Annotated in this window: 21 protein-coding genes; 9 read left to right on the top strand and 12 right to left on the bottom strand. The window is 56.3% G+C overall.

Features of this window, described 5'->3' with window-relative positions:
• Window positions 1-108: 108 nt before the first annotated feature.
• From AC0V6O_RS01905 to dcm, 6 genes are all read right to left on the bottom strand, one after another.
• Complete coding sequence (locus tag AC0V6O_RS01905) at window positions 109-2,334, bottom strand: type IV secretory system conjugative DNA transfer family protein (RefSeq protein ID WP_486141255.1); 2,226 nt, start codon at window positions 2,332-2,334, stop codon at window positions 109-111.
• A 1-nt stretch (window position 2,335) separates the two neighbouring features.
• On the bottom strand, window positions 2,336-2,854 hold the full coding sequence (locus AC0V6O_RS01900; RefSeq protein WP_486141254.1) for a hypothetical protein: 519 nt from the start codon (window positions 2,852-2,854) through the stop codon (window positions 2,336-2,338).
• Between the two features lie 259 nt (window positions 2,855-3,113).
• Window positions 3,114-4,010, bottom strand: coding sequence for a zinc ribbon domain-containing protein (locus tag AC0V6O_RS01895; protein WP_486141253.1), 897 nt, complete (start codon window positions 4,008-4,010; stop codon window positions 3,114-3,116).
• A 19-nt stretch (window positions 4,011-4,029) separates the two neighbouring features.
• Entirely contained in the window at window positions 4,030-5,244 is a 1,215-nt protein-coding gene (locus AC0V6O_RS01890; protein ID WP_486141252.1) for a type II restriction endonuclease, read from the bottom strand.
• Window positions 5,241-5,693, bottom strand: coding sequence for a very short patch repair endonuclease (locus tag AC0V6O_RS01885; protein ID WP_486141251.1), 453 nt, complete (start codon window positions 5,691-5,693; stop codon window positions 5,241-5,243). Before AC0V6O_RS01885 ends, AC0V6O_RS01890 begins: the two co-directional genes overlap by 4 nt.
• 5 nt (window positions 5,694-5,698) lie before the next feature.
• Window positions 5,699-6,934 carry a DNA (cytosine-5-)-methyltransferase gene (gene dcm / locus AC0V6O_RS01880; protein WP_486141250.1) on the bottom strand — a complete coding sequence of 412 codons (1,236 nt, stop codon included), beginning with the start codon at window positions 6,932-6,934 and terminating at the stop codon, window positions 5,699-5,701.
• Between the two features lie 186 nt (window positions 6,935-7,120).
• On the opposite strand from dcm, the gene AC0V6O_RS01875 reads away from it, so the two are divergent.
• A complete protein-coding gene (locus AC0V6O_RS01875; protein ID WP_486141249.1) occupies window positions 7,121-9,334 on the top strand; it encodes a sensor histidine kinase in 2,214 nt (737 codons plus the stop codon).
• A complete protein-coding gene (locus tag AC0V6O_RS01870) occupies window positions 9,324-10,445 on the top strand; it encodes a hypothetical protein (protein WP_486141248.1) in 1,122 nt (373 codons plus the stop codon). Before AC0V6O_RS01875 ends, AC0V6O_RS01870 begins: the two co-directional genes overlap by 11 nt.
• Window positions 10,446-10,486: 41 nt before the next feature.
• Here AC0V6O_RS01870 and AC0V6O_RS01865 read toward each other — a convergent pair whose 3' ends face one another.
• Together AC0V6O_RS01865 and AC0V6O_RS01860 are read right to left on the bottom strand one after the other, a co-directional pair.
• Window positions 10,487-10,684 carry a helix-turn-helix transcriptional regulator gene (locus tag AC0V6O_RS01865; protein WP_081888610.1) on the bottom strand — a complete coding sequence of 66 codons (198 nt, stop codon included), beginning with the start codon at window positions 10,682-10,684 and terminating at the stop codon, window positions 10,487-10,489.
• Between the two features lie 120 nt (window positions 10,685-10,804).
• Window positions 10,805-11,278 carry a hypothetical protein gene (locus AC0V6O_RS01860; protein WP_486141247.1) on the bottom strand — a complete coding sequence of 158 codons (474 nt, stop codon included), beginning with the start codon at window positions 11,276-11,278 and terminating at the stop codon, window positions 10,805-10,807.
• A gap of 356 nt (window positions 11,279-11,634) precedes the next feature.
• Here AC0V6O_RS01860 and AC0V6O_RS01855 point away from each other — a divergent pair, with 356 nt between their 5' ends.
• The 7 genes from AC0V6O_RS01855 (at window position 11,635) to AC0V6O_RS01825 (ending at window position 19,879) form a co-directional block, all read left to right on the top strand.
• On the top strand, window positions 11,635-12,075 hold the full coding sequence (locus AC0V6O_RS01855) for a hypothetical protein (RefSeq protein WP_486141246.1): 441 nt from the start codon (window positions 11,635-11,637) through the stop codon (window positions 12,073-12,075).
• A gap of 124 nt (window positions 12,076-12,199) precedes the next feature.
• Window positions 12,200-13,435 carry a TolC family protein gene (locus AC0V6O_RS01850; RefSeq protein ID WP_486141245.1) on the top strand — a complete coding sequence of 412 codons (1,236 nt, stop codon included), beginning with the start codon at window positions 12,200-12,202 and terminating at the stop codon, window positions 13,433-13,435.
• Window positions 13,432-14,925, top strand: a complete 1,494-nt coding sequence (locus AC0V6O_RS01845; RefSeq protein WP_486141244.1) for an efflux RND transporter periplasmic adaptor subunit — start codon at window positions 13,432-13,434, stop codon at window positions 14,923-14,925. Before AC0V6O_RS01850 ends, AC0V6O_RS01845 begins: the two co-directional genes overlap by 4 nt.
• The gene (locus tag AC0V6O_RS01840; RefSeq protein ID WP_486141243.1) at window positions 14,922-18,086 is read left to right on the top strand and encodes an efflux RND transporter permease subunit; all 3,165 of its coding nucleotides are present in this window, start codon (window positions 14,922-14,924) and stop codon (window positions 18,084-18,086) included. Before AC0V6O_RS01845 ends, AC0V6O_RS01840 begins: the two co-directional genes overlap by 4 nt.
• Window positions 18,068-18,445, top strand: coding sequence for a copper-binding protein (locus AC0V6O_RS01835; protein ID WP_486141242.1), 378 nt, complete (start codon window positions 18,068-18,070; stop codon window positions 18,443-18,445). The genes AC0V6O_RS01840 and AC0V6O_RS01835 overlap by 19 nt, the downstream gene beginning before the upstream one ends.
• An 80-nt stretch (window positions 18,446-18,525) precedes the next feature.
• The gene (locus AC0V6O_RS01830) at window positions 18,526-19,110 is read left to right on the top strand and encodes a DUF2231 domain-containing protein (RefSeq protein WP_486141241.1); all 585 of its coding nucleotides are present in this window, start codon (window positions 18,526-18,528) and stop codon (window positions 19,108-19,110) included.
• Between the two features lie 22 nt (window positions 19,111-19,132).
• The gene (locus AC0V6O_RS01825) at window positions 19,133-19,879 is read left to right on the top strand and encodes a glutaredoxin family protein (protein ID WP_298336111.1); all 747 of its coding nucleotides are present in this window, start codon (window positions 19,133-19,135) and stop codon (window positions 19,877-19,879) included.
• Between the two features lie 44 nt (window positions 19,880-19,923).
• Here the strand turns inward: AC0V6O_RS01825 and AC0V6O_RS01820 are convergent, their stop codons facing one another.
• From AC0V6O_RS01820 to AC0V6O_RS01805, 4 genes are all read right to left on the bottom strand, one after another.
• A complete protein-coding gene (locus AC0V6O_RS01820) occupies window positions 19,924-20,547 on the bottom strand; it encodes a cation diffusion facilitator family transporter (RefSeq protein ID WP_298336109.1) in 624 nt (207 codons plus the stop codon).
• A 65-nt stretch (window positions 20,548-20,612) separates the two neighbouring features.
• Entirely contained in the window at window positions 20,613-21,038 is a 426-nt protein-coding gene (locus AC0V6O_RS01815) for a hypothetical protein (protein ID WP_298336107.1), read from the bottom strand.
• 59 nt (window positions 21,039-21,097) lie between these two features.
• On the bottom strand, window positions 21,098-24,316 hold the full coding sequence (locus AC0V6O_RS01810; protein WP_486145462.1) for an efflux RND transporter permease subunit: 3,219 nt from the start codon (window positions 24,314-24,316) through the stop codon (window positions 21,098-21,100).
• Window positions 24,317-24,362: 46 nt separating this feature from the next.
• Window positions 24,363-25,541, bottom strand: a complete 1,179-nt coding sequence (locus AC0V6O_RS01805; RefSeq protein WP_486141240.1) for an efflux RND transporter periplasmic adaptor subunit — start codon at window positions 25,539-25,541, stop codon at window positions 24,363-24,365.
• Between the last annotated feature and the right edge of the window lie 2 nt (window positions 25,542-25,543).

The raw sequence follows: 25,543 nt of genomic DNA, 5'->3' as shown, positions 1-25,543 counted from the left end.
TTCGGAGGCCCACGTCTTTATGCATATAGTGCTGGCCTGTAACCGTGCAGCAAATTCAGAAGTGTTTCGCCAAGATCAGGGTTGGGCCACTAAGGTCAGCGACAATAATTACCACTCATCACTCGGTGTGTGATCGATATGTCCGCGTCCATTCTTGCTAGGTTTTGTCGGCTTTTTATCATCCGACTGTGTCACCCCTTCCGCTTGAGGCCTAGAACCTGATGGCCCCTTGGGTTTTGGGCCGCTTGGCTTGGGTTTGTCGGGCTTTGGATCATCACCGCCTAGCTCATCGCCTACATCGCCCTCCGGCGCATCATTTTCGGTCCCACCTTCGCCAATTTGGGAGTGATGCACCGCATACCGCTCGCGCATGACATCACGCTGCGTAACGCGGTCCTGCGATGCCATGATCGGTAAGTCTTCCAAATGGCCGAACGGGAATGAAAGCGGCACAGCGTGCTTTGTGACTCCACGAATATACGCAGCGAAGCTGCCTTTACCCTGCGCCTCAATGAAGGCCGGATCGGTGTAGAGCATCGGCGCAAGCGAACGCGCGTCCTTGGCTGACACGCCGCCCGCAAATTTGATCGCGGTGTTGGCGGCAAAGGCTTCCTGAAGCTTGGGCTCAAGCTGCCCAAGATACTGATGGGCAAGCACCATGCCGACATTGTATTTGCGCGCCTGAGCCAGGATCAGGCCGATATTGCGATCGAAGTAGTCTTGCGCTTCATCGATATAGACCATCGTCGGTACGCGCTCTGATCCATGCAGCGTGGCGCGCTCTTGGGCAGCCTGCGCAATCATAGCGATGAAGAACCGCCCGAAGATTTCGGTGCCTTGCTCTTTGAGCAAGTCCTTCGCGGTGTTGATCAGGATGACCTTGCCAGCGTTCATCTCGGTGAAGAGATCGAGCTTGGAGCGTGGATGTGAGAACATCCGCTCGAATGTCTGGTTTTCGAGGATGCCCCAAAGGCGGCGCAAGACCTGCTTCTTGGTCTGCTCGAATTCGCGAGAGGCAAATTCGGTTTCGAAGAAGTGCTTGGCCGTTCCTTCAAGCTTGGCGATATGCTCGGCGAACTTCACCTCGCTGCCGTGCTCCATCAACTCGCGCAGCGTGTGGATCGTCGCATCGGGGATATGCAGCATAAGCCGTGTGACATAGCGAAAGATCACATTCTGCTTTTGCGTCATCTGCGCATCGAGCAGCGTGCCAAGCACAAAATCGTAGAGCTCAAGAATTGAGTTGGTCAAACGCTCACGTTCAAGAGGCGCATAGCCATCAAGCCGCTTCTGGCCGACATCGAAGAGATTAAGCGAGACGGGATACTCAACGTCAGTCGGATCAATAAGAACAAGCCGATCGTGAAGAGCGCCGCCACGACCAAAGACATCAAGCTTGGCAATGTTGTTGATGAGATCGCCCTGGCTATCGAGCACAATGACCGTGCGCTTCTCATCTTCCATCGCGGCCAGGTCTTGCGCAATCAGATATTGCAGCGTCTGCGTCTTGCCGTGGCCTGAGCCCGCGACAATGTGCTGGTGTTCAAAGCGCGACTTTGTGGGAATAGTGAAGGTCAGTTCCTGATCGAACAGCGCGGCAAGCGGTGTGCCACCTAGATAGGTCTCGAGCATCACCTCCGGGGTCTTCGCATCGAACTGGCTGGGCATCTTTGGAGCCCGCTTGAAGCTCGACGGATCGGCGGGGTTGCCACCTGAAGCCGCGATCAGATTGTAGTCCAACCGTCGGCGCAAATTGGTGAGCAGATCGGTCTCAACGAGCTCTTGCGCGAAGCTGACACCAAACACCTGCTCGGTGACTTCGCCAGTGTCTCCTAAGCTTCGTAGCAGGTCTGTAGGAACCGAGATACCGTCTGATGGATCGGCTTCGTCAAGCAGTGCGGGGCACGCCTCGTAGACGGGTCGGAGCATCGCTGCTGTCGACAATTGGATCAGTTCAACATGGCGATCGAAGTCGTCGAGCAATTTCTGTTGGCGGGTCAGCTCCTCGCGGATTTCCCATAGCTCAGCGATCGTGCGCTCTCGCTCCCAATCAACCTCTGGCAGCACAAAGAGCTGGTCGTAGTCGAAGAGCTGCAAAACGAGGTTTAGGATGACACCATCCTGATCGTTCATCGGCGCATCGGCAAACAGCTCAAAGCGCACTTCGGTCGCAATAGACGCAATTAGCCGCTCACGCTCTTGGATTGTTCGCAGGTCATGTGCTTCAAACTGACGGGCGACCTCTTCCCATTGGCGACGAACAAGATCCTTCTCGCTGGGTCTGATCAACCCATGCAAGAAACTGTGGAGCTTGGCGCCAATGTCTGAAGCCATGTCAGCCGAGCCTTAAGACCACTTCCTTGGCCTCTTCTGGCGGCAAGACCGGCACGGGCCGGGTCTCGACCCCGTCCCAATGCTTCGCTGTCTCAACCACTTGGCGAAGCGCAATGCACGCGTTGTCGAGCATCGCTTCCTTCTGGGCCAATTCGATGATGCTATCGCATTTGAACCTGCGGCCATAAAGCAGATCGCGCATCCAGATGGTCTCGCGCTTTTCGTTAAGCCACCAATAGCCCGCGCCAACACCAGTTATCAGGCCAAAGGCAAGGCCACCCAAGACTTCGTCTGATGCAAAGGCTCCAAAGAGACCCCCAGTCAGAAACGCTACGAAACCAATGACCATTGCACCTTTGAGATGGTCAAAGTCGTCAGCTGCAATCAGGCATGAGTCGCCCATATCATAGCGATCAATCAAAGCTCGCTCGTCATCAGACATCTCAGCCTTCGCCCAAAGCCGGAAGACAACCCGTCCTCGCCAATTTCGATTCTGTTCGCGTTTTAAGAGAATATCCATGGATGCCCCTATTCCATGTGGTTTGAGTTCTTAGGATGGAGAATAGAGGCTGTCAGGGTCAAGTTTATTGTGGCCCCGTGAACCAATAATGGGCTCGCGCAACTTCAAGATATTTCTCGTAAATTAAGTAGAGAAAGATCTTGAAGTCATTCTGTATCCCCATCGCAATGTGCGCCGCAGTGATGCCCGATGTGCAGCTATGGATGGGGATCGGGAAGCTATCAGCATGGGGATAGAGTAAGCCGGTCTCGTATCCCCATCAGCGATAGAGCAAATGACATGGCATTTCTGGATCATGCAAACTCCAGACGCCTATGTCTTCGGGCTCTTTGTGATTGAGAATGATCCAGCGTCCGTTTGCTGAATAGTCGATGGTGATTTGCATCTCAGTATCGGGGTTCGCCGTCGGGCGAATGACATAGGTTGTGAAAGAGCTATCATCCTCGATTGTGCGGAGGAGATCACTCCGATTTCCTTGAACGAAAATGGCAGTGGGACCGATGTCGACAAAGATATCCGCTCCATTGCGATCGCAAGACTCGCGGGTAGACCAACTTCCTTGAAATCTGGGTGGGAACATAGGCAACCTAGGCTCTGGGTCTGGACCAATCGGCGATAGGTTAGCGCCCCATACATATCCGCCTGAAGTCAGTTTCAACCACCTAGACAGCGGGTCAAATGCCATCACCTCCTGGGCTTCGACCGTTTCGCCCTCAACAAGGGTGCCTATGACGGTAGTGCCCTCGCCGGTTGGAAAATCACGAACGTTTGCTTGCCCTTTGACGTCGTATGATGCCTGTTCCGCAAGGAACACGTCCTCGTATTCCGCGAAATTGGGTGTCCCATCATCGTTGTAAGTCGGGCCATCAGGCGTGGAAGAAAACAAACCACAGACACCGCGTGAGATTGGATTGCTTGTAAAAGAGATGAGCAAAACAAGGGCTATCCCTCCGCCAATTGCGACCCTCTTTCGATTCTCAGGATTGGTGACGTAGCCAAGAACTGCGGCAAAGAGCTTTCCAAAGCCATCGACGAGTTCCGCTACATATCGGCCAGCAAGTTCGCTAGTGCCTTTGCCGTGCTCGGTTACCGCTCCACACTTCGAACAAAACTTGTCGCGCGGATCGAGTTTTGCTCCGCATGCCTTACACTCCAATTAGCCCCCCAATCCTCAATCAGTTTCCTTGTCTGCTAGAGACTTCGCCCACAAAGTCCTGTAGCGACCACAGCCAAGATCGTTGGCAATCAAGATAACTTGATTGTAGTTTTGATGGCACGATCAACTGCACGTTTGATGCCTCCATCGTGTTAGTCTGTGCCTCTGAAATGCCCAATTCGAGCGTTACTAGATGCTTCTGCGGAATTCGCTCCGCTTCAGGTAGCACCTGTGGCCATCGGTCCTTGCAGCTCGATTTCGCAGCCAGCATGGTAAGTAGACTGACGTTGAAATTCGGGTCTTTGTACTCGCCCCGCCCCGGAAATATGAAGTCTGGCTTCTTTCCTTTCTCGGTGATCACTTGGGCATCATATCGGATCGAACACGCATCAAAGACTGCTTTGAGATGATGTTCAAGAGAATGTCCCATCCGAGATTTTCGTCGGTTTTGTACCCCGAGCGAATAGCGAATGAAGGCATCCACATCCACCTCGCTATCCTCCACAAAACCTTCCAAGATACGCTCAGCAACAATCTTCTTTTCAAGACGTCTGAACATCGCTTCTTCATGGTCGAGCCACGCTAAGAGGGCCGCGTCAGGGTCATCCTCAGCGTGAACTTCCGGCAGTGTCAAACGAGCAAGCTGAGAGAATTCCGCCGTAGGTGGAAAACTAGATCCAAACCGGTCAACGATCGCGTCTAGGGTATTCGCGTTCGGGTCCTCAAATTCGATACCAATTTCATCAAGAACAAACCTTGCCGCAAAATCGAGAACAGCATCGTTATTATCGTCGTACTGCTGTGCGCTGAACTGGAGTTCTGGTTGCTCGTCCATGCCGAAAAGCCACAGTAAGTGGCTGGTTAAACCGCTATCCTTGGGCACGACAATTAAGAGGATCGAGCGATCTTTGCGCATTGCAAGGAAGAGCGTGTCCCCAGCCGTCATCATGTTGGTTACGCTATTGGATGGATAGTAGAGCCGATACTCCGCGCTACGAGGTTTACCCTCCCTCGTATTGTAATGGGTGGCCCAGTCGTGGTCGGTAACGCTTTCTTGTTCTCCACCAAGCCAGATGTAGTTTACTTCGAATCTGGTTTTTCCTTCACCAAGAAATCTCCGCATTGCCTTGGTGGTGCCGATTTCATGCTGGTGCGATTTCGCTGTCGCATCGACATCCGAAAGCACCTTTACTCCGACACCGTCAAAATATTCTGATAGGTGCCCCTTTTTCATATACCGCGCAGTTCAAGTTGCAATGTGCTGCTCTCCAACCAGCTCGTGCATTGTTCTACTACTTCGCTAATGCCGATCCTGGATTTACCTTTCAAAGCGCATTCCCAGACTTTTCCAACTCGCCAGCGTGCCTCAAGAAGCAACTGCTCATTCCTCATATCGCGAGCTTGGTTTCCTTTGATCTTTTCTTCCCAGAACTCCTGCCGTGTCTTAGGCCAGCGGAATAGCGCACAGTCGTGTCCGTGCCAGAAGCATCCATTTGCAAACAAGACAGCACCAAGACGAGGAAAGACCATGTCAGGTCGCCCCGGCAGATTTCTTGCGTGCAATCTATACCTGAACCCACGTCGGTGTAGGTTTCGACGGAGTGAGAGCTCCGGTTTTGTGTCCTTACCCTTGATGCCCGACATCATCCGGCTGCGGGTAGCTTTGGCCACGACATCCACCATAAAAGTCAGGCGACAGCCATTGCTTCCTTCAGTGGTTCAATCGCGGGGACTGAGACCGCATCAAGAATGTGTGGTTTCATGGTATTCGCAACTGCTTGGACTGCCGGAACAACCACGGCATTACCGAACTGGCGATATGCCTGTGTATCAGATACCGGAATAACGAAGTCAGATGACCGTGGGCTGTCAAAGCCCATGAGACGCGCGCACTCACGTGGCGTCAGTCTCCTCGGCCGATTGTTCTTTTGGGCAACGAGAACTTCTGATCCGTCCTTGTAGTAACGAGCAGAGAGAGTCCTCGTGACATCGCCCGGACCAAACAGGGAGTAGCCAAACCCGTTTCCAGCCTTGGCGTGCTTCTTCTTGTAGTTCTGGAGATAGCTCCAGAGTTTCTCGGTCAGTGTGTATTTGGGATCGACCTGATCTTCGAGAATGTCGCCAAGCACCGGGCCATCAGCGTAGTCAGGGATGGCCAAATCTTCAAATGAGAACGTACCGCAGTTTTTAAAACCGACGATGAAAATACGCTCCCGTTTTTGCGGCACCCAAGGTTCCGAACTCACAACCTTCGTGTGAACCTTATAGCCTAGCTCTTCCTCCAATACGTGCATGATGGTGGCGAATGTCCTACCGCCATCGTGACGTTTAAGGTTTTTCACGTTCTCAAGCAGGAAAGCTGCTGGCTGATGGTGACTAATGATCTTCGCCACGTCGTAAAACAAGGTGCCTTGGGTATCACACATGAACCCATGAGGACGTCCGAGCGAATTCTTTTTTGACACCCCTGCAATCGAGAATGGTTGGCATGGGAACCCTGCGAGCAGAACGTCATGTGCAGGAATCTTAGAAGGATCTTCTGCGAATGGCCGAATATCACCAACCATCTGATGATCTTCATCATCGGGGAAATTGGCGAGGTATGTTTCCTGCGCAAAGCGGTCCCATTCTGAAGTAAAAATACATTTGCCGCCGATCCCCTCAAACGGCCTTCGTAGTCCGCCAATACCGGCGAAGAGGTCTATGAAACGAAAGGCACAATCAGATCCGGACGAAGCAGTCGTCCCGATCTGAGCAACGCGCTGAAGCGTATCGATTACAAGTTGTGGAGGCGCTCCATCTTTGGCCTCGTAACGCCGGACGGTCCTGTCAGTTCGTCCGATCAGCTTGGCTACGTCTTCTACGGATAGGCCAGCTTTTCTCCTCAGGACCGAAAATTTACTATTAGTTGTTTCGCTCAGCATGAAAACCTCTGGGACGCTTTTGGACAATGTGTCCCATTGAATCCCAGAAAGCGAACAAAATGTCCAGAACAAAAACGGAACATGGTGGAAAAGTGCGTGAATTGTACGTTAGGGTCTGCTTCCCGCAATCATTTGGTCGACAACAATTTTCGCGTCACCTAGCTTAGGTTCTTGGAGAAGACGTACGTGTCAGAAGAACTTGAGAAGTTGAGATTCAAGCCGAGGGCGAGGATTATTCGTACGATCGGCGACCAGTTAATCAGTGGGCCGGAAGCTGCTGTCATTGAGCTGGTTAAAAACTCCTACGACGCGGACGCTTCAACAGTCACTGTGAAATTCCATCCTCCCCTGAGAAGCGGGCAGGGCCGAATAACCATTCAAGACGATGGTCACGGGATGGCCCTCTCAGACATCACGGACAAATGGATGGAACCGGCCACGACCGCAAAGACCAAGAATCGAAGATCGCCGCAAAAAGGGCGACTCATGATGGGGTCAAAGGGGATAGGCAGATTTGCGGCGGCCAAGCTCGGTGGTCGGATGGCGTTGATGTCTACGAGTGAGCGCGAGGATAAGCGCGAGGAAGTCTTGATTCCCGAGTTGGATTGGTCTGTGTTTGACGGAGAGACCTATCTCTCTGATGTGGCGATAGACTACTATACGCAGCTAACAGATGGTCCGAGCGGCACGCTGATCGAAGTTCTCGACCTGCATGAAGCATGGCCTGAGGCGAAGATTAATCGGCTCATATTGGAGCTGCGGCGCCTGCTTTCACCTATCGTATTGGAGGGCACCGAGGATCGGTTCGAGATATTCCTCGATCTCACAGAATGCACCAAGGAGACTGCAGGTTTTGATGGGAAAGCGCTGCTTGATCTCGCCAATTCTGCCGGTGGCGAATCAGACGAGAGTACATCCAAGCCGAACCAAGTCCTGCCTTTCCCGCTTCTGACGAGTTGCGACTATGAGGTTGTTGGAACGTTTGACGCTGAGGGTAATTTTGATGGTACGTTTGAAAACCGTCGTGCTGGATCGGGGCGTCAGAAATTCGAGATAAGCATACAGTGGGATGAAGAAGAAGAGAGCTGCGGTCCGGTAGGAGTGCGCCTATTCCTGTTCGACCGTGAAGCGGATGCTTTGCGCAGCAATATGCGAGCCGCCGGCTTGGGTGATCTTACAGCGACTGAGGCTCGCAAAATTCTCGACAACATTGCTGGTGTGGCAATCTACAGAAGTGGATTTCGGATAAGGCCTTACGGCGACCCTGATAATGACTGGCTAACTCTCGATAAGCGTCGCGTTCAAAATCCATCACTTCATGTGGGCCACAATCAGATTGCAGGCTACATCACGGTAGAAGATCAAGATGAATCCAATCTCGTCGAACGTAGTAGTCGTGAAGGTTTCGAGGAGAACGGAGCATTCAGACGCCTCACAAGACAAGTCGAGGTGTTGCTGGACCGTGAAGTCGAGCCACGGCGATACAAGTTCAGGTCGCAAGCCGGAATATCGAGAAAAAGCCAAACAACATATCAAGAGGCAAGACAGCTTGCTGAGTTGGGCAAGATTCGGAAACTGGTTCAATCCCTTGAGCCAGTCGAACGTGCGAAAGCCGAAAAACTCTTGGATACGGAATCTGCGCGACTAACCGACCGGATTGACCAACTGGAAGAGCGTCAGAGAATTCTGGAGGCCAAGTCTTCGCTGGGTGCCATTGTAAGCGAGGTGCTACACGAAGGCGCTCAACCTGCCTCATACATCGCCACGACCGCATCGAGGCTCAAGAGGCTCTATCCCGATCTATTCGGAGGCCGCGGCAAGAAGACCGACGAAGCAAAGGCTCAATTCAAGAAAAAGCTCCCCATGCTTGCTGACAATGCCGGGAAACTTGCCACCCTGTTCCGGAATCTCAAGCCGCTCGCTGGGGGCAAACGTGGGCCGCCAAGCTTCTTCTTTGCGATCAACACTATCAATGGCGCTATCGACCTCTTTCAGAATCGTAACGTACCGATCCAAGTATCAAATCCTGACGACGTGATAGAACTGATTGGCTACCAGGACGATCTGTCGACCGCATTGGTCAACTTAATCGCCAACTCACTGCATTGGTTGGAAGACTCCAATACCGAGAATCCGCAAATCTCGATTGTCATTCGCGCGAAAGGTGAGAATGCCGTTGTTTACGTCGAGGACAATGGCCCCGGCGTCAAAGAAGAGTTTGCTGAACTGATTTTCGATGTGGGTTTCTCTTTGAAGACCGGTGGGACCGGTCTTGGTCTGAATATTGCGAAGGAAGCCTTGGCCCGATCCGACGCAACCTTGGCTTACCACCCTGAGTTTCCCGATGGTGCTAGATTCGAAATCCGATTTCCGAGGGTGATGGATAACAATGCCAGATAGATACATCCTATTTGTCGACGATGAAGCTGCTCAGCAGGACCTTTTTGAAACAGCCATTCAGGACTGGAACGAGAAGAATGCTGAGACAGGAAGATGCTGGCATCATGAAAAAGCCGAAACGGTTGAACAGGCAGAGGAACTGCTGAGGCGGCAGAGATTTGATGTGGCGCTCTTCGATCTCCGCGTTCGATCTGAAGATCAGGTCGCTCAAACCGCCAATCCTTCGGGCAACCGTTTGGCGCTCATGGCCATGAGAGAACGTGGCATACCTGTCGGAATTATGACCGCTGATGATAGCGTTCTTGAAGCAGAAGTCAGGGAAGCCGGGCAAGTTCGCGTGTTCGACAAGAACGCACCAGAAAATGATGATGGAACCGCCTATGACCAAGCAGTCTCATGGTTCTCGGAACTGTGGGGTATGCTGGGTGTGTTGGACGCGGCGCGAAGCAAGATTGATGGCTCTGCGGCAGAGGTTTTCTTACGCCGGATTTGGCCCAAATGGAGTAGCTTTGCCGCTCTCGAAGACGGTAGCGATACGGACTTGGTTGACATAGTTACGCGCCAATACGTCAGTCACATAGCAGAGCTTCTCGGGCTGGATGGGCCGGATTCAGTCGCTTGGCACCCATTTGAGGCCTACGTGAGCCCATCCCTTCTTGAAGACAGGTCGCACACCGGCGACATTTTTAGCCTTGATGGGGACACGTGGGTCGTCCTGACGCCACAATGCGACATGGCAACCCAAAAAGTGCCAAACGTTATTCTCGCTAAGTGCCTGCCGGGGATCAAGGACTGGAAGGATCAGGTCCAAACTTTGAAGGAAGCGACGAGCAAAAAGAAGAAGAGGGAGCCTGCCGAGTTCCTCCGTGCGTACGTTAACCAGAATCTTGGCCCTGCCAAACACTTCCTGCCACCACTGCCGGGACAGGATGAACCACTGCTGGTCCATTTTGGCGATCTGAAGTCGATGTCAATGGAAGAACTCAATCAGCGGCTTGGTGATCGGGTGGCTTCAATCGCCGCGCCCTTCCTTTCTAACATTGTGCAGAGATTTGGTGCCTACATCAGCCGCATGGGGCAGCCGAATATTGATGTCGAACGTTTCGATTAAGTTGGGTGGCCAAGCTTGCAAACTCGACCACCCGCTCCTTCTCAGGAGTGCCGGACAGGTTCGTCTCGGGCTTCCAGGCGCTTCTGCAGCCAGTCCAGCACTTCGTCCTCAACCCATCCGACCCGGCTCGGGCCAAGCTGTACCCTCTTGGGGAATTGGCCGGCCTTTTCCAGACGTGCGATGTGCTGAGGCGAATACAGTACTAACTCCTTGACCTGACGCTTCGACAAAATCCTCATCACGATGTCTCCTAATTGAAGAGCATCGCGATGCTCGGGGTTGGCAAAAGCCTCCGAGGCACTTCGAATGCTATCAGCGACGAGATCATACGCAAGGGCAATTGGCTAGATGCGAGCGCGCTATGGCGAGTGGACTAGCTCTTGGCGCTTGATGTTTTCGTGGGATGAAAAATACAAGGCATGAAGCTCGTAGCCTCTGCCGACCCCTGCCCGATAATCGACAATGACGTGAGACACCCTGCCAGACGAGATCATTTTCGGAAGCGCCCAGAATGGCTCGGGAGGCAAGTAACCCAAGGCTTTGAACCTGCCTTTGACATGGCTCGCTGTCATGAGCATCGGCAACGGCGCCTCCGATGCATCAGGAGCGGCATGGTAAGACTGAGAACAGACCAGTGACAAGTCAGCGGGCGCGCCAACCAAAGGCTGCTGGTAGCTGGATCGCACGATCTTCCCGCGAATGTCGATTATTGCCTCGTCGTCCACGCGGCCAATCTCAGCCCGGTGATCTGCAATGTGATAGGATTGCTCGAAGCTATCGATCTCGATCAGCAGATCTATAGAGCCGCCCTTTGTTCTATCCGCTTTGGCCATCTGTTCTCTCCAACCTGCGTGATTGGAAGGAACATAGGAGCACATGCAAACCCACTACATCGCAAAAATCGAGGTGGACGGAAGGGTGGGCCGGATTTCGAGAATCCACGCAGCACCTTGTTTTTATTGTATATTTTCAGATAAATGGTGCCCAGAAGAGGACTCGAATTAAAATTCTATGCCTTTGATAAATAAGCATATTCCCATGTGTGGATATCAAAAGGACCACAAAACGGCCCGCTGACTTGTTCAATAGTACCTCTGAATTTTGATTTTGGTGGACTGAACGGATTGAAATCGGAGGTTGGTGATTACAGTTTCATGTCGAGTTTGAGAATGCCGCAACCGACATAAACATGGAATCCACTACCCAGAACAACTTGGCTATTCAGACTTCGCGCCTTGTCGGGAAAGCGTTTGTCACCTATGTCTCGGCAATGCGTGTTTTCGGGAACATCATTGCGGTATTAATGTGCCTCGGCCTGATCTTTCAGGTTTCGGCCCAGGCTGCATCGCTCTCCCAAGCAGAAACTATGACCTTGGCGGACTGCGCCAAGATGAAGCATCACGCGTCGGATCATTCCGGGCACGCAGGTCAAAATCAAAATGACCCTTGTGATGACATGTCGTTGAAGTGCATGCTTTCCATGAACGCTGTTGCTCCGGTTTTGATGGGGAACACCCTTCCCAACCTGTCCAATAACCTTCCCCCTAATACCAAGCAGTTTTTTACGGCGGTAACTGATCAATTGGCTGGTCGAGCGCTTCCGCCTGACTACCCGCCTCCGCGCTTCTAACTCCAATGTAACAGCGGGGCTGTCAGCCCCTTGTTGAGATGCTGTCTGTGAGCGTCACTGTTCATCAACGAGCAGTGATGGACTGCTGGGCGTGCGCATCGCTTACATCGAGTGAGATTTTTCCATGAAACGGTCCATAGGCGGTATCCTTGCCGCCGCCCTGATGCCGGCGCAGGTCGTGCTCGCGCAGCCGGTTGGCTATGAAGAAGCTTTGCGGGCAGCGCGCGAGGATCAGCCGCTGCTCCAGGCCGCGCAATTGCGTATCGACGGCACACGAGATGCCTCGGATGCCGCAGATGAGTTGCCCGATCCTGTTTTGCGTGGCGGGATTGCAAACTTGCCAATCACCGGGCCTGTGGCGTTCGAGTTTGATCGCCAGCTTCCAACGCAGATAGCTATTGGTGTTGAGCAACCAATCCCAAACCTTGCACGGCGAAGAGCCCGTCGAGGCGTCGCGGACTCAGACGTCGCGGTCGCGGAAATGCGGCTTGGAGTTGCGCAGCAGCGGATCGATATCGCCACATCAACCGCCTGGATCGACTTGTACTATGCCGAGGAGAAGCTCGCCTTCGCCCATACGGCGCTGAGCGATCTGCGCAGGCTTCAGCCGGTGGCAAACAGCGCTGTCGCGTCGGGGTCAGCGCGTCCAGCTGAAAGCCTTGCCATTCGCCGCGAGCTCCTTGTGATTGAAGATGCAATCACAAGAATTGAAGCCGAAAGAGATGCCGCGCGCGCCATGCTCTCGAGCTACATTCAGACAGACGACCCTACAGTCGCGGGTGATGCGCCAGCGGCCGATGTCGACAGCGGCAGCCTCGAACAAGCTCTGGACCTTAACCCCGTCATCCGTCTTGCCGATGCTGCCACCGGACGCGCAGAAGCGAACGCCGACCTCGCGCGCGCCGACTTGCGCCCCGACTTCGGCGTGAGCGTGAACTATGGCCGACGCGACCCTGCCTTCGGAGACGCATTCTCTGTCATGGGATCGGTCACCCTGCCCATTTTTACCGATCGACGTCAAAAGCCGCGCATTCGTGCCGCCGAGGCAGAAGCTGCTGCGGCGCAGGCAGAGCGCGACGATCGTTTGCGGGCACTGCGTGTGCAATTCGAATCCGATCTCGCCTCATGGCGCAGCGCGAAGCGTCAATGGGAACGCGCCCGCGATGAATTACTGCCGCTGGCCCGGCAACGGGTTGAACTGGAGACGGCGAGCTTTGCTGCCGGAAACGCAGACCTGATCGATGTGATTGCAGCAAAGGCAGATTTGGCCTTGCTCGATCTTGAAATCTTTGAACGCGAAGCTGCGACCGTGGAATGGGCAGAGATGCTTCGCTTGACCTACGGGGAGCAGCAGCCATGAGCAATACAGTCGACAGCTCCGGCCCTTCAAAGCGAACCTATGCAATCATGGCAGCCGTCGCGCTTGTCAGCCTCGGCGCGGGATATGCGCTCTCGCTTATAGGCGATGAGAGCGAGGGTGGGATGTCGGGCTCCGCTGAGGCGGAGTGCGAAGAGGTCCTTTACTGGTACGATCCGATGGTTCCCGGACAGCGCTTTGACGAGCCTGGCAAGTCGCCCTTCATGGACATGATGCTGGTTCCCAAGTGCGCGGGAGAAGCTGCGAAAGCGGGCGTCCGGATTGATCCAGGCCTGGTCCAGAATTTCGGCATTCGCACGGCAGCGGCGGAGTTCGGAGTTCTCGAGCCGGAAATCACCGTGACGGGCGTCCTAGCCTACAATAGCCGAGATGTTGCCATCGTCCAGCCAAGAGCGGGCGGATATGTCCAACGCACCTATGGCCTTGCGCAGGACGATGTCGTGGGTCGCAGCACTCCGATAGTCGATATTCTCGTTCCTGACTGGGGCGGTGCGCAGCGTGAGTACATTGCCGTGCTCGATACCGGCGATCAGGCACTTGCAGACGCGATGCGGCAGCGCATGCGCTTGCTCGGCATGACCGACGCAATGATCGCGTCGGTTGAACGCACACGCAGAGCGCAAAACACGATCACTGTCACTGCTCCGGTAGGCGGCGCTGTCACCATGCTCGGTGTGCGGCCGGGCATGACGGTGATGGAAGGTCAGACACTGGCCGAGATTACAGGCTTCTCGCCGATATGGCTGGAAGCCTCAGTTCCCGAGGCACAGGCCGCAAACGTACGGCAGGGTCAGACTGTCAGCGCCACTCTGGCAGCGTTTCCCGATGAACGATTTGCAGGGAGCATTACGGCCATTTTGCCCAGCGCCGATGCAGCAAGCCGGACGATCACCGTCCGGGCTGAGCTGCCGAACCCACGCGGCAGGTTGAAGCCGGGGATGTTCGCGCAGGTCTCGCTCTCACCCGACACACGGCGTGCTCTGCTGGTGCCGTCGGAGGCGGTTATTCGAACCGGACGCCGCAATCTTGTGATGCTCAAGCAGGATGACGGGGCCTTCCTACCTGCCGAGGTCGAAATCGGGCGCGAGGCGAATGGCAGGACCGAGATACTCGGGGGCCTCGCCGAAGGCGAGCAAGTCGTCACCTCGGGTCAGTTCCTGATCGACTCTGAAGCGAGTTTGGCCGGGATCGATGTCAGGTCGATCGATGGCACCATAAGCATGGCGTCGGACGGCTCAGCAAAGATGAAAACCTACACTGCCACGGGAAGCATAACGAAGATTGCCGGAGCTTCGATCACTCTCAATCACGCGCCGGTTCCCGCCCTCGAATGGCCGAGCATGGTGATGCCCTTTGCCCTGGCCGACGCCTCTTTGGTCGAGGGTCTCGAACCGGGGGACGATGTCGAGTTCACGTTCTCGCAGCACGACACCGGTCCGCGCATCGAGTCCATTCGGAAGGTCGAACGATGATTGCGCGGATTATTGACGCATCGATCGCCAATCGGTTTTTCATCGTTCTGGCGGCCATCGCGGTCACCCTCGCCGGCTTCTGGGCGGTACGCGCAACGCCGGTCGATGCGATCCCCGATCTGTCTGATGTACAAGTTGTGGTTCGCTCGAATTATCCTGGGCAAGCTCCACGCATCGTCGAAGATCAGGTCACCTATCCGCTTGCGACGACGATGCTCTCGGTGCCGGGAGCGGAAACTGTGCGCGGCTATTCGATGTTCGGCGACAGCTTCGTTTATGTGATCTTCGAGGACGGGACCGACCTCTATTGGGCGCGCTCGCGCGTGCTTGAATATCTCAACCAAGTGCAAAACGAATTGCCCGAAGGAGTGACCAGTTCGCTAGGGCCGGACGCGACGGGGGTGGGCTGGATTTACGAATATGCGCTGATTGACCGAACGGGGAACAGCGATCTTGCTGGCCTCAGAAGTCTTCAGGACTGGTTCCTGCGTTATGAGCTCCAGACTATTCCGGGCATTGCAGAGGTCGCCAGCGTCGGCGGCATGGTCAAGCAGTACCAGATCGTGCTGGAACCCTACCGGATGGCTTCGCTTGGCGTCACTTACAGCGAGGTCGTGCGTGCCATCCAGGCCTCCAATCAGGAAGCTGGCGGATCGGTGGTCGAAATGGGCGAGGCGGAGTTTATGGTCCGCGCATCAGGCTATCTCACGTCTCTCGAAGACTTCAGACAGATTCCGCTGAAATCGGTCGGAAACGGCATCCCCGTCACCTTGTCCGATGTCGCCACGATTCAGCTTGGCCCCGAAATGCGGCGAGGCATCGCCGAACTCAATGGCGAAGGCGAGGTCGCAGGCGGTATTGTTGTGCTCAGACAGGGTGAGGATGCGCGGGCGACCATCGCGGCTGTCGAAGAGAAGCTCGAAATACTCCAAGCCAGTCTTCCCGAAGGGGTCGAGATTGTCACGACCTATGATCGTTCGAAGCTGATCGACGCCTCGATCGAAAACCTGACCGGAAAACTTATTGCCGAATTCATCATCGTTGCGATCGTATGCGCGCTGTTCTTGTGGCATGTGCGATCAGCACTGGTGGCTATCGTCACGCTTCCATTGGGGGTGCTGGCGGCCTTTATCGTGATGCGTTTCCAAGGGGTCGATGCGAACATCATGTCCCTGGGCGGCATCGCCATCGCAATTGGCGCGATGGTCGACGCTGCCATCGTCATGATCGAGAACGCGCACAAACACATCGAGCATTGGGAAGAGGACCATCCGGGCGAGCAGATGTCCAACGATGAGCGCTGGAAGCTGATTGCGGAAGCATCGAAAGAGGTGGGGCCAGCGCTGTTTTTCAGCCTCCTTATCATAACCCTATCGTTCCTGCCGGTGTTTACTCTGCAGGCGCAGGAAGGCCGCCTCTTTTCGCCGCTGGCCTTCACAAAGACCTATGCCATGGCGGCGGCCGCCATTCTGTCGGTGACGCTGGTTCCCGTTCTGATGGGGTGGCTGATCCGCGGGAAGATACCCAAGGAGGACACCAACGTCCTCAACCGCTTGCTGACCAAGGCCTATCGGCCGGGTCTTGATTGGGTAATGCGCCGACCGAAAACCACTTTGGTTGTGGCAGGCCTTGTATTCCTTACAGCGCTGGTCCCGTTCACCCGTCTGGGAGGAGAATTCCTGCCGCCGCTCGATGAAGGCGACCTCCTTTACATGCCGAGCGCGCTGCCCGGCCTATCTCCCGGTGAAGCGTCCGCATTGCTTCAGCGGACAGACCGACTGATCAAATCTGTGCCGGAAGTCGACACCGTTTTCGGAAAAGCCGGACGTGCGGATACTGCGACCGACCCTGCACCGCTAACGATGTTCGAGACAACGATCCGCTTCAAACCGCGCGAAGACTGGCGGCCCGGAATGACGCCGGAGAAGCTGGTGGAAGAACTCGACAGCGCGGTGCAGGTGCCGGGGCTCGCCAATGTCTGGGTGCCACCGATCCGCAACCGCATCGACATGCTCGCGACCGGTATCAAGAGCCCAATCGGTGTGAAAGTGTCCGGCGAAGACCTTGCCGAAATTGAGCGCGTGGCGTTGCAGGTCGAGAATGTCGCAAAACAGGTTCCCGGCGTCAGTTCCGCTTTGGCAGAGCGTCTATCGGGAGGCCGCTATGTCGATGTGGACATCGACCGGGTCGCTGCGGCGCGTTTCGGGCTGAACATCGCCGATGTTCAGCAGATTGTGTCAGGCGCGATCGGCGGCGCAAATATCGGCAGAACGGTCGAAGGACTGGCGCGATATCCCATCAATGTCCGCTATCCGCGCGAGATCCGCGACAGCCTCGGAGAACTGCGCGCGCTGCCTTTGTTAACCCCGTCAGGCCAGCAAATCACGCTCGGAACGGTCGCACAGGTGAGCGTCAGCGATGGCCCTCCTATGCTCAAGAATGAGCAGGGCCGTCTCATCAGCGTGGTCTATGTCGACACGCGCGGGCGCGATTTGACTTCGGTCGTAAGCGATCTTCAGGCGGCGGTGTCAGAGGGCGTCGATCTGCCTGCCGGTGTGAGCATTTCCTATGCGGGCCAATTTGAATATCTCACTCGCGCGAATGAGCGGTTGCAGGTCGTCATTCCCGCAACGCTCGGCATCATCTTCATCCTGCTCTATCTGATCTTCCGCCGGTTCGACGAAGCGCTTCTGGTTATGGGCACGCTGCCCTTTGCACTCACCGGCGGCTTCTGGCTGCTCTATCTGATGGGCTACAACCAGTCTGTTGCGACATCGGTGGGTTTCATCGCCCTTGCCGGGGTATCAGCGGAATTCGGCGTCATCATGCTGATCTACCTCAAGTCTGCACTGGCCCGGCGCAGCGGTGCCCTCGATGCGGACGGCGTGGGCGAAGCGATCAGGGAGGGCGCTCTTTTGCGCGTGCGTCCCAAGGCAATGACCGTGGCCGTCATTCTTGCCGGTCTCTTCCCGATCCTCATTGGAACCGGCGCAGGATCGGAGGTCATGAGCCGCATCGCCGCACCGATGGTGGGCGGCATGATCACCGCGCCGCTGCTTTCCATGTTCGTTATCCCCGCCGCATATCTCTTGATGCGGCGCCCCCGGCCCGATCGGCCAACACAATCCGAAGGAGAAACTGAATGCGTACCTCAAACCTAGTTATGTTGCTGGCCGCGCCCTTGGCCCTCGCTGCTTGCGACAGCGGGCAGGAGATGGAGACCATGGACGAAATGGGCGCGGACGAGATGTCGATGGAAGGACATGATATGTCAGCGATGGATGAGAGCGAGGGTGCAAAAACCGCCAGTGCCATCGGTACCGTAACCGCCATTGATCCCGAGGCAGGCACTCTCACTGTCGATCACGAACCCGTTGCAGAGCTTGGCTGGCCTCAGATGGTGATGGCTTTCGATGCCAGCGAAGACGTGCGCGGCGATGTGGCTGTGGGTGATGCAATCGAGTTTACAGCCGAGGCAACCGAAAACGGCAACACGATTACCGCGCTGACCAAGCAGTAGGTCGTATTCCAAGGCGGAAAACAGACGAGGTGAAGGCACTTATGACAATTATCGCCAGAATGATGATTTTGTGCATTGCGATGTTTTCGGCTTTCACAAGTGTGCCTGTTTGGGCGCATGGCGATGAGCAACATGGCACCGCTGCGGCGGCGCAAAAGCCTGTTGCGCAAGCGGTAGGAGATGAGCCAGCTGCCAAGAAAGCGGACGCAGCAGGGGGCGAGATCGAACTTGCTGATGAGGTCGGTTCGGCTCTCGAAACGCTGCGTATGCTGCACCCGGCCACAGTTCACTTCCCGATTGCGCTGCTCTTGTTGGCTGCTGCGGTTGAGGCCTTGCTGATCCTTCGCCCCAACTCCGGTCTGGAACAGACCGTCCGCATCATCCTTTATTTCGCTGCCGCTGGAACAGTCATTGCAGCTCTCTTTGGCTGGATACACACTGGCATGTGGATGGGAGGAGAAGCCCTGATGCAACAGCACAGGTGGGTCGGAACGGGACTGGCCGTTTTGTCGATTGGTCTTGCGCTACTCGCAGCGAGACCTCCTGACCATGCGCGAAGAACCCTACGCACAGGTCTGTCAATCGCTGCCATCGCTGTGGTCCTGCAAGGGTATTGGGGAGCGGAACTGTCCCACGGGCCAGGGCATCTATCCCAGCAACACTAAGACTTCGTCGAGGCAATCAGAGATGACTCAAATGAAAACAGCAAAACTCTATCGCATGGTGATGCCCGATCATCTTTGTCCGTCAGGCCTGAAGGCCAAGTGGTTGCTTGAGCGCAAAGGCTACAGGGTCGAAGATCATCATCTGACAACGCGTGAAGAAACCGATGCTTTCAAGGACGAGCACAGTGTCAAAACTACACCGCAAGCCTGGATCGGCGACAAGCGCATAGGCGGATACACTGATCTCGCGGCCCATTTCGGGAATGCGGTCGAGAAGGACGGGATTACCTATCGACCTGTCGTTGTGCTGTTTGGTATGATGGCTCTTATGGCCTTTGCAGCGGCCTGGGTTGCCAATGGGCAGCCTGTCTCGATCCTTTCTGCCGAGTGGTTCGTAAGCTTCTCGATGTGCGGCCTCGCTTATCTCAAACTGCGCGACGTAGAGAGCTTCTCGACCATGTTCCTGAATTATGACCTGCTCGCAAGACGGTGGGTGCCCTACGGGTACATCTACCCCTTCGCCGAGGGGCTTGCCGGGGTGCTGATGACTGCGCACGTGCTAAACATCATTTCGATTCCGGTAGCGCTTTTCATCGGCACAATCGGAGCAGCGAGCGTGTTCAAGGCGGTCTACATCGACAAGCGTGAACTTAAATGCGCGTGCGTCGGTGGGGACAGCAACGTGCCGCTCGGCTTTGTTTCGCTGACCGAAAACCTGTTCATGATCGGCATGGCGATTTGGATGCTGGCAAAGCCGCAGTTTGCATAAGAGTTTGAGGTGAGAGCCAGCATAAGGCCCACGAGCAATTGGCTCTAGTTCTCACTGTGGGTCGTGCCTTCTTCATCGTGCTGGTCCATGTGCGCATCGCGCAGGATATCGATCCCGCCATAGATCGCGATCCCGGCAACAGCGACGCCGACCAGTAGATCTGGCCAATTCGCACCAGTAAGCATGACGACCAGTCCAGCGACAATAATCCCGCCATTAGCGACAAAATCGTTGAAGCTAAAAGTCGTTGCGGCTCGCAGATTGACGTCCTTCTGCTGGAGGTTTTGCAGCAGGCGAAGGCAAATGAGGTTCACTACGGCTGCGATCGCAGCCATGGCCATCATCTCGATGCCGCCAGGGTCCGAGCCCTCCAGAAAGCGACGTATTGCATCGGCAATGACGCCAACGGCAAACAACAGGAGCAAGCCACCTGAAAGGCGAGCCGCGTTGCGCTTCCACACTCGAGAACGGCTAAGTGCGAAAAGGCTCAGGACATAGACAAGAGCATCAGATGCATTGTCGAGACCATTGGCGAGAAGCGCGTTAGAGTCGGCAAAGTATCCGGCGAACAAGAAACCGACGGCCAACGCGACATTAAGCCACAGGACAATCCACAAAGTTCGGCGCTTTTCAGCAGTATCCAGCTCGAATTCATGCTCGCCGCTCATGGTATTTCCCTTCTTAAACCTTTCGCCATTCTTGGGGTGATTTCGATGTCCGCCGATTGTCGTATTTAATGGCCTGAGCGACCATTTGGCTTTTGAACAGAGCTTGCCGGACAGCGGTGAAACACGCGCGCATCGCCGCGAAAATTCCGCATCGTCAACCGCTCGGCGCTACGCTCTTCAATGGTCAAATGACGAATTCTCATCGGCCGCTCATGACCTTCGAACGGCATGTGGGCATGCGTGTAAGCGATGGCGTCGCCCTCGTCGCGCCAGACGCCTACAGCGGCGGGCGCACCGTCCGGAAGCTGCACTTCGGCATAAAAGCCATCTGCGAAAAACACCCATGCCGGCCCGCTGTCGCAGGACCGCGTTTCACCGATGCTCCAGACGCCGGCGATCGGAGCCGGCGTAGTCTGCTCCTGTGCCGATACAGGAGCTATCGAGATCGTCATAATGCCGACTATTGTCGGTAATATATTGATATTCTTCATATCTACTCTCCTTTAAGCCAACTTCTTGAGTTTATGCATGTTCCTAGCCGGTCGAGACGTCACGCATCGACAGGGCCCGGCGTGTCCAAAGAACCGTTACGCCGCGACTTCTGCGCGAAAATCAGGCTCACAATGGCAGGCAGCACGAACAGCGTGAGCGCTGTTGCCGTTATCAACCCGCCGATCACAACCGTGGCGAGCGGGCGCTGCACTTCGGCACCGGTTCCGGTCGCAAGCGCCATCGGAACGAAGCCGAGCGAGGCGACGAGCGCCGTCATCAGAACCGGGCGGAGGCGTGCAATTGCGCCTTCGACAATCGCTTCACCAAGCTCCAAACCCTTTTCGAGCCGCTGCTTGATCGCGGTTATCATGACGAGACCATTCAAGGTGGCCACGCCGGATAGAGCAATGAAACCCACGGCCGCCGAGATCGAGAATGGCATGCCTCTCAGGGCCAGAAAGAAGACCCCGCCAGCCAGTGCCATCGGAATCGCGCTGAACACCGCGAGCGCCGAAACCCATCCGCCGACCGCCATGTAGAGCAGCAACAGGATGACCGCGAAGGCGAGCGGAACCACGATCAGCAGGCGCTGCTGCGCTTGCTGCAAGTTCTGATACTGCCCGCCCCATTCGATAAACGAGGCGGATGGCAGATCGACGTTTGCGGCCACTTCGGACTGGGCCTGCTCGACAAATGAGCCAAGATCACGTTCCCGCACATTGGCGGATACGATAACCAGTCTTCGGCCCTGTTCGCGCCGGACCTCGGCCAGCCCATCGACGACCTCGAATTGAGCTACGGCTCTGAGCGGGATGCTTCCCCCATTGGGTAGAACAATTGGCAAGGTGCCGAGCTGGTCGAAATCGTTGCGATTGGCATCAGACAATCTGACGACGACATCGAACCGGCGATCGCCTTCGAACACAAGGCCGGCGTTGCGACCGCCAAGCGCGATGGCAACGGACTGCGCCACCTCCTCGACGCTTAGACCGTAGCGCGCGATCGTGGGCCGATCAAAGGCGATATCGAGTGTCGGGAAGCCAGCGACCTGCTGGACCTTGACGTCGGCCGCGCCTTCGACGCCGCGCAGCACGGCGGCGACTTCGTTTGCAGCTGAAGTCATGGCTGTGAGATCATCGCCATAGAGCTTGACCGCCACATCGCCGCGGACACCGGCGATAAGCTCGTTGAAGCGCAGTTCGATGGGCTGGCTGAACTCGTAGAGATTGCCGACGAGGCCGCCGAGCGCTTCTTCCATCTCGCTAACCAGCTCTTCCTTGGACAGCGAGGGATCGGGCCATTCCTCGCGTGGCTTGAGGATCACATAGGCATCCGAGATGTTCGGCGGCATGGGATCGGTTGCGACCTCGGCCGTGCCGGTGCGCGAAAACACCAGCTCGACCTGTGGGAATTGTGTGAGGCGCGCCTCGACCTGGCGCTGCATAGCGAGCGACTGCTCCAATGGGGTGGATGGGATGCGCAGCGACTGCACCGCCAGATCTCGCTCGTCGAGTTGCGGCGTGAATTCGCTGCCGATGAAACTGAACACCAGCGCTGCAAGTGCAAATACGCCGACACCGGTGCCGATGACCGGCCATGGACGGGCGAGGGCTTTGCGCAGCAGCGGACCATAACGTTCCTTTGCCACGCGAATTGGCTTCACTTCTTTCTCGTTGATTTTCTTGTTCAATAAGAGAGCGATCATCGCAGGGACAAATGTCAGTGACAGAATGAAAGCCGAAGCCAGGGCAAGCATGACGGTGATGGCCATAGGCGTGAAGGTTTTGCCTTCCACACCGGTGAAGGTGAGAAGAGGCGCAAAGACCAGAAAGATGATCGCCTGACCGTAAACGGTCGGCTTGATCATCTCATGCGCTGCTGCGCGGGTCTCCACGAGGCGTTCACGCAGCGTCAGCAAGCGTCCTTCAAGCTCCTGCCTATGGGCGAGGCGGGCGATACTGTTCTCGACAATGATGACGGCGCCATCGACGATCAGGCCGAAATCGAGCGCACCAAGGCTCATCAGGTTGCCCGATACGCCGAGCCGGTTCATACCGATCGCTGCCATCAGCATCGACAAAGGAATGACCAGAGCGGCAATGATGGCAGCGCGGATGTTTCCGAGCAGCAGGAACAGGACGACGATGACAAGCAAGGCGCCCTCCACCAGATTGTTGCGAACCGTAGCGATGGTCGCATCGACCAAAGTGGACCGATTGTAGACAATCTCAGCCACCACTCCGGCAGGCAGCGATGCGCGAACTTCCTCAAGTCTTTCTGCAGCGCCGGCGGCAACCGTCCGGCTGTTCTCGCCCGCTCGCATCAGGACAGTTCCGACGACCGCTTCATCGCCGTTGAGCGAGGCAGCCCCTGTGCGAAGGTCACCGCCAATCTCGACTGTGGCAACATCGCCTACGCGGATCGGCACGCCTTCGCGGGTCGTAACCACCGCCTGATCGATGTCTTCTACCGAATTCAGCCGGGAATCGACACGGGCCAGGAGCGCTTCGCCGGCACGTTCGACGAAGTTCGCGCCTTCCGCCTGGTTCGCCGCTTCGAGCGCAGTAATCAACTGGTCGAGTGAAACACCGTAGCCGCCCAGGCGATCCGGGTCGGGCTGCACCAGATATTGCTTTTCAAAGCCGCCGATCGAATCCACGCCCGCGACGCCGTCGGCCGAGCGCATCAGCGGCGCGACCACCCAGTCCTGCACCGTGCGCAGGTAGGCGGCTCTCGCCACCTCCGTGTCCAATCGCTCGCCCCGGTCGGTTACAAAGCTTCCGTCATTCTGCCAGCCAATGGCGCCGCCTTTTGGCGCATCCGTTCCACCCGGATGCTCGAATTCGATGGTATACATCAACACCTCGCCGAGACCGGTCGCAATCGGACCCATCGACGGCTCCGCACCTGCAGGAAGCGAAGAGGCGAGCGTGGCAAGCCGTTCCTCCACCTGCGAGCGCGCAAAATAGATATCCGTGCCTTCCTCGAAGATCGCAGTGACCTGGCTAAAGCCATTGCGCGAGATCGAGCGGGTCATTTCCAGTCCCTCGATCCCGGCGAGGCCCGTCTCGACAGGGAAGGTTACCTGCGTTTCGATTTGTGAGGGCGAGAGCGCCGGTGCCTCGGTGTTGATCTGCACCTGAACATTTGTGATGTCCGGCACTGCATCGATCGGCAGTTTCGCAAGATTGAACGCGCCCCAGATCGCCACGCCGAGTGCCAGAACTACGACCGCCCAGCGGTTGCGCACCGACCAGTCAAGGACGCCGCCAATCAGGCCGCCATTGCTGCCGGCCTCTTTTTCGAAGCCGCTCTCAGAACGATCAATGTCCATGTTCGGCTTCCTCTTTTCCGAGTTCGGCTTTGAGCAGGAAGGCGTTTTCGGTCGCGATCCGCTGGCCATTCTGCAATCCGGACTCGATCACGATGCGCCCTCCAGAGCGCGATCCCGTCACGACAGGCGTCGCCCGAAAGCCGGTACGCGTGCGAACGAACACGACTTCACGGCCTTCGACCATCTGAACTGCGGATTCAGGCACCGAGATCGAGGTCGCATCGGTTTCACCTGAGGGCTGGATGCGCGCCTGCAAAAATGCGCCTGGCTGTAATCCGGGCACTGCCCTCGCAAGGGAAATAATAGCGGTGGCGCTTCGGCTTTCCGGATCGAGCGCGGGGGTTATCGAGCGCACACGTCCGCCGATCTCCCGCTCCTCCCCGAATTCCAGCGTTGCCTCGTCGCCGGGCCTAATTCTCGCGGCATCGCTGGCTGGCAGAGCAACCTGCACTTGCAAGCCGCTCGCGTTCACGATCTGGAACATCTCTTCACCGGCTGAGACATAGGAGCCGAGCACGATCGGCGCGCTGGTGATCTGCCCTGAAATCGGGCTCGTCACAGCAAGCGACCGTCCATCCCCGCTGACACCAGCAGCTGCGGATGCGGCTTGCGCGCGGGAAAGTTCGGACCTTGCTACCTGCAGATTGGCCTGCGCAGCTTCGAGATCCTGCCGAGCCGTCACATTGGCCTCGAACAGCCGCCTTTCCCGGTCATAGAGTGCGGACAGTTCGTTTACGCGGGCACGCGCCGCAGCAACCTGCGCAGCCAGTCCGGCAGCGTCAGCGCTTTCGATCCGGGCAATCGGCTCACCTCGCCTGACATAGTCGCCAAGCGTCTTGTTCACGCTTCTCACGACTCCGGAAGCGCGTGCATCGATCCGCGCACTGGCACTCGGCGCCGCGGCGACCGTTGCGGGGAATACGAGCTCAGTCGCAGCGCCGAATTGGACAGCTTCGATTTCTATCGACGAAGCTGTGATCTGTTCTTCTGTAATTGGCACGGTGCCTTCGGGAGTGTCGGTTTCTTCACCGTCTCCCTCCTCGCTATGCCCGTCCTCGGCATGTCCGTGTTCAGAGTGAGCATCTTGACCTTCTGGCCAGAAGGCCCAGGCCGAAACCGCCAGAAGAATGAGGATGCCGATCGCGGCGATGAGTTGTTTGCGTGTCATGG

It is taken from the genome of Erythrobacter sp. JB2-19 (assembly GCF_057365005.1).
The sequence above is the reverse complement of the archived record's forward strand: the minus strand, read 5'-3'. Positions and strand labels throughout refer to the sequence as shown.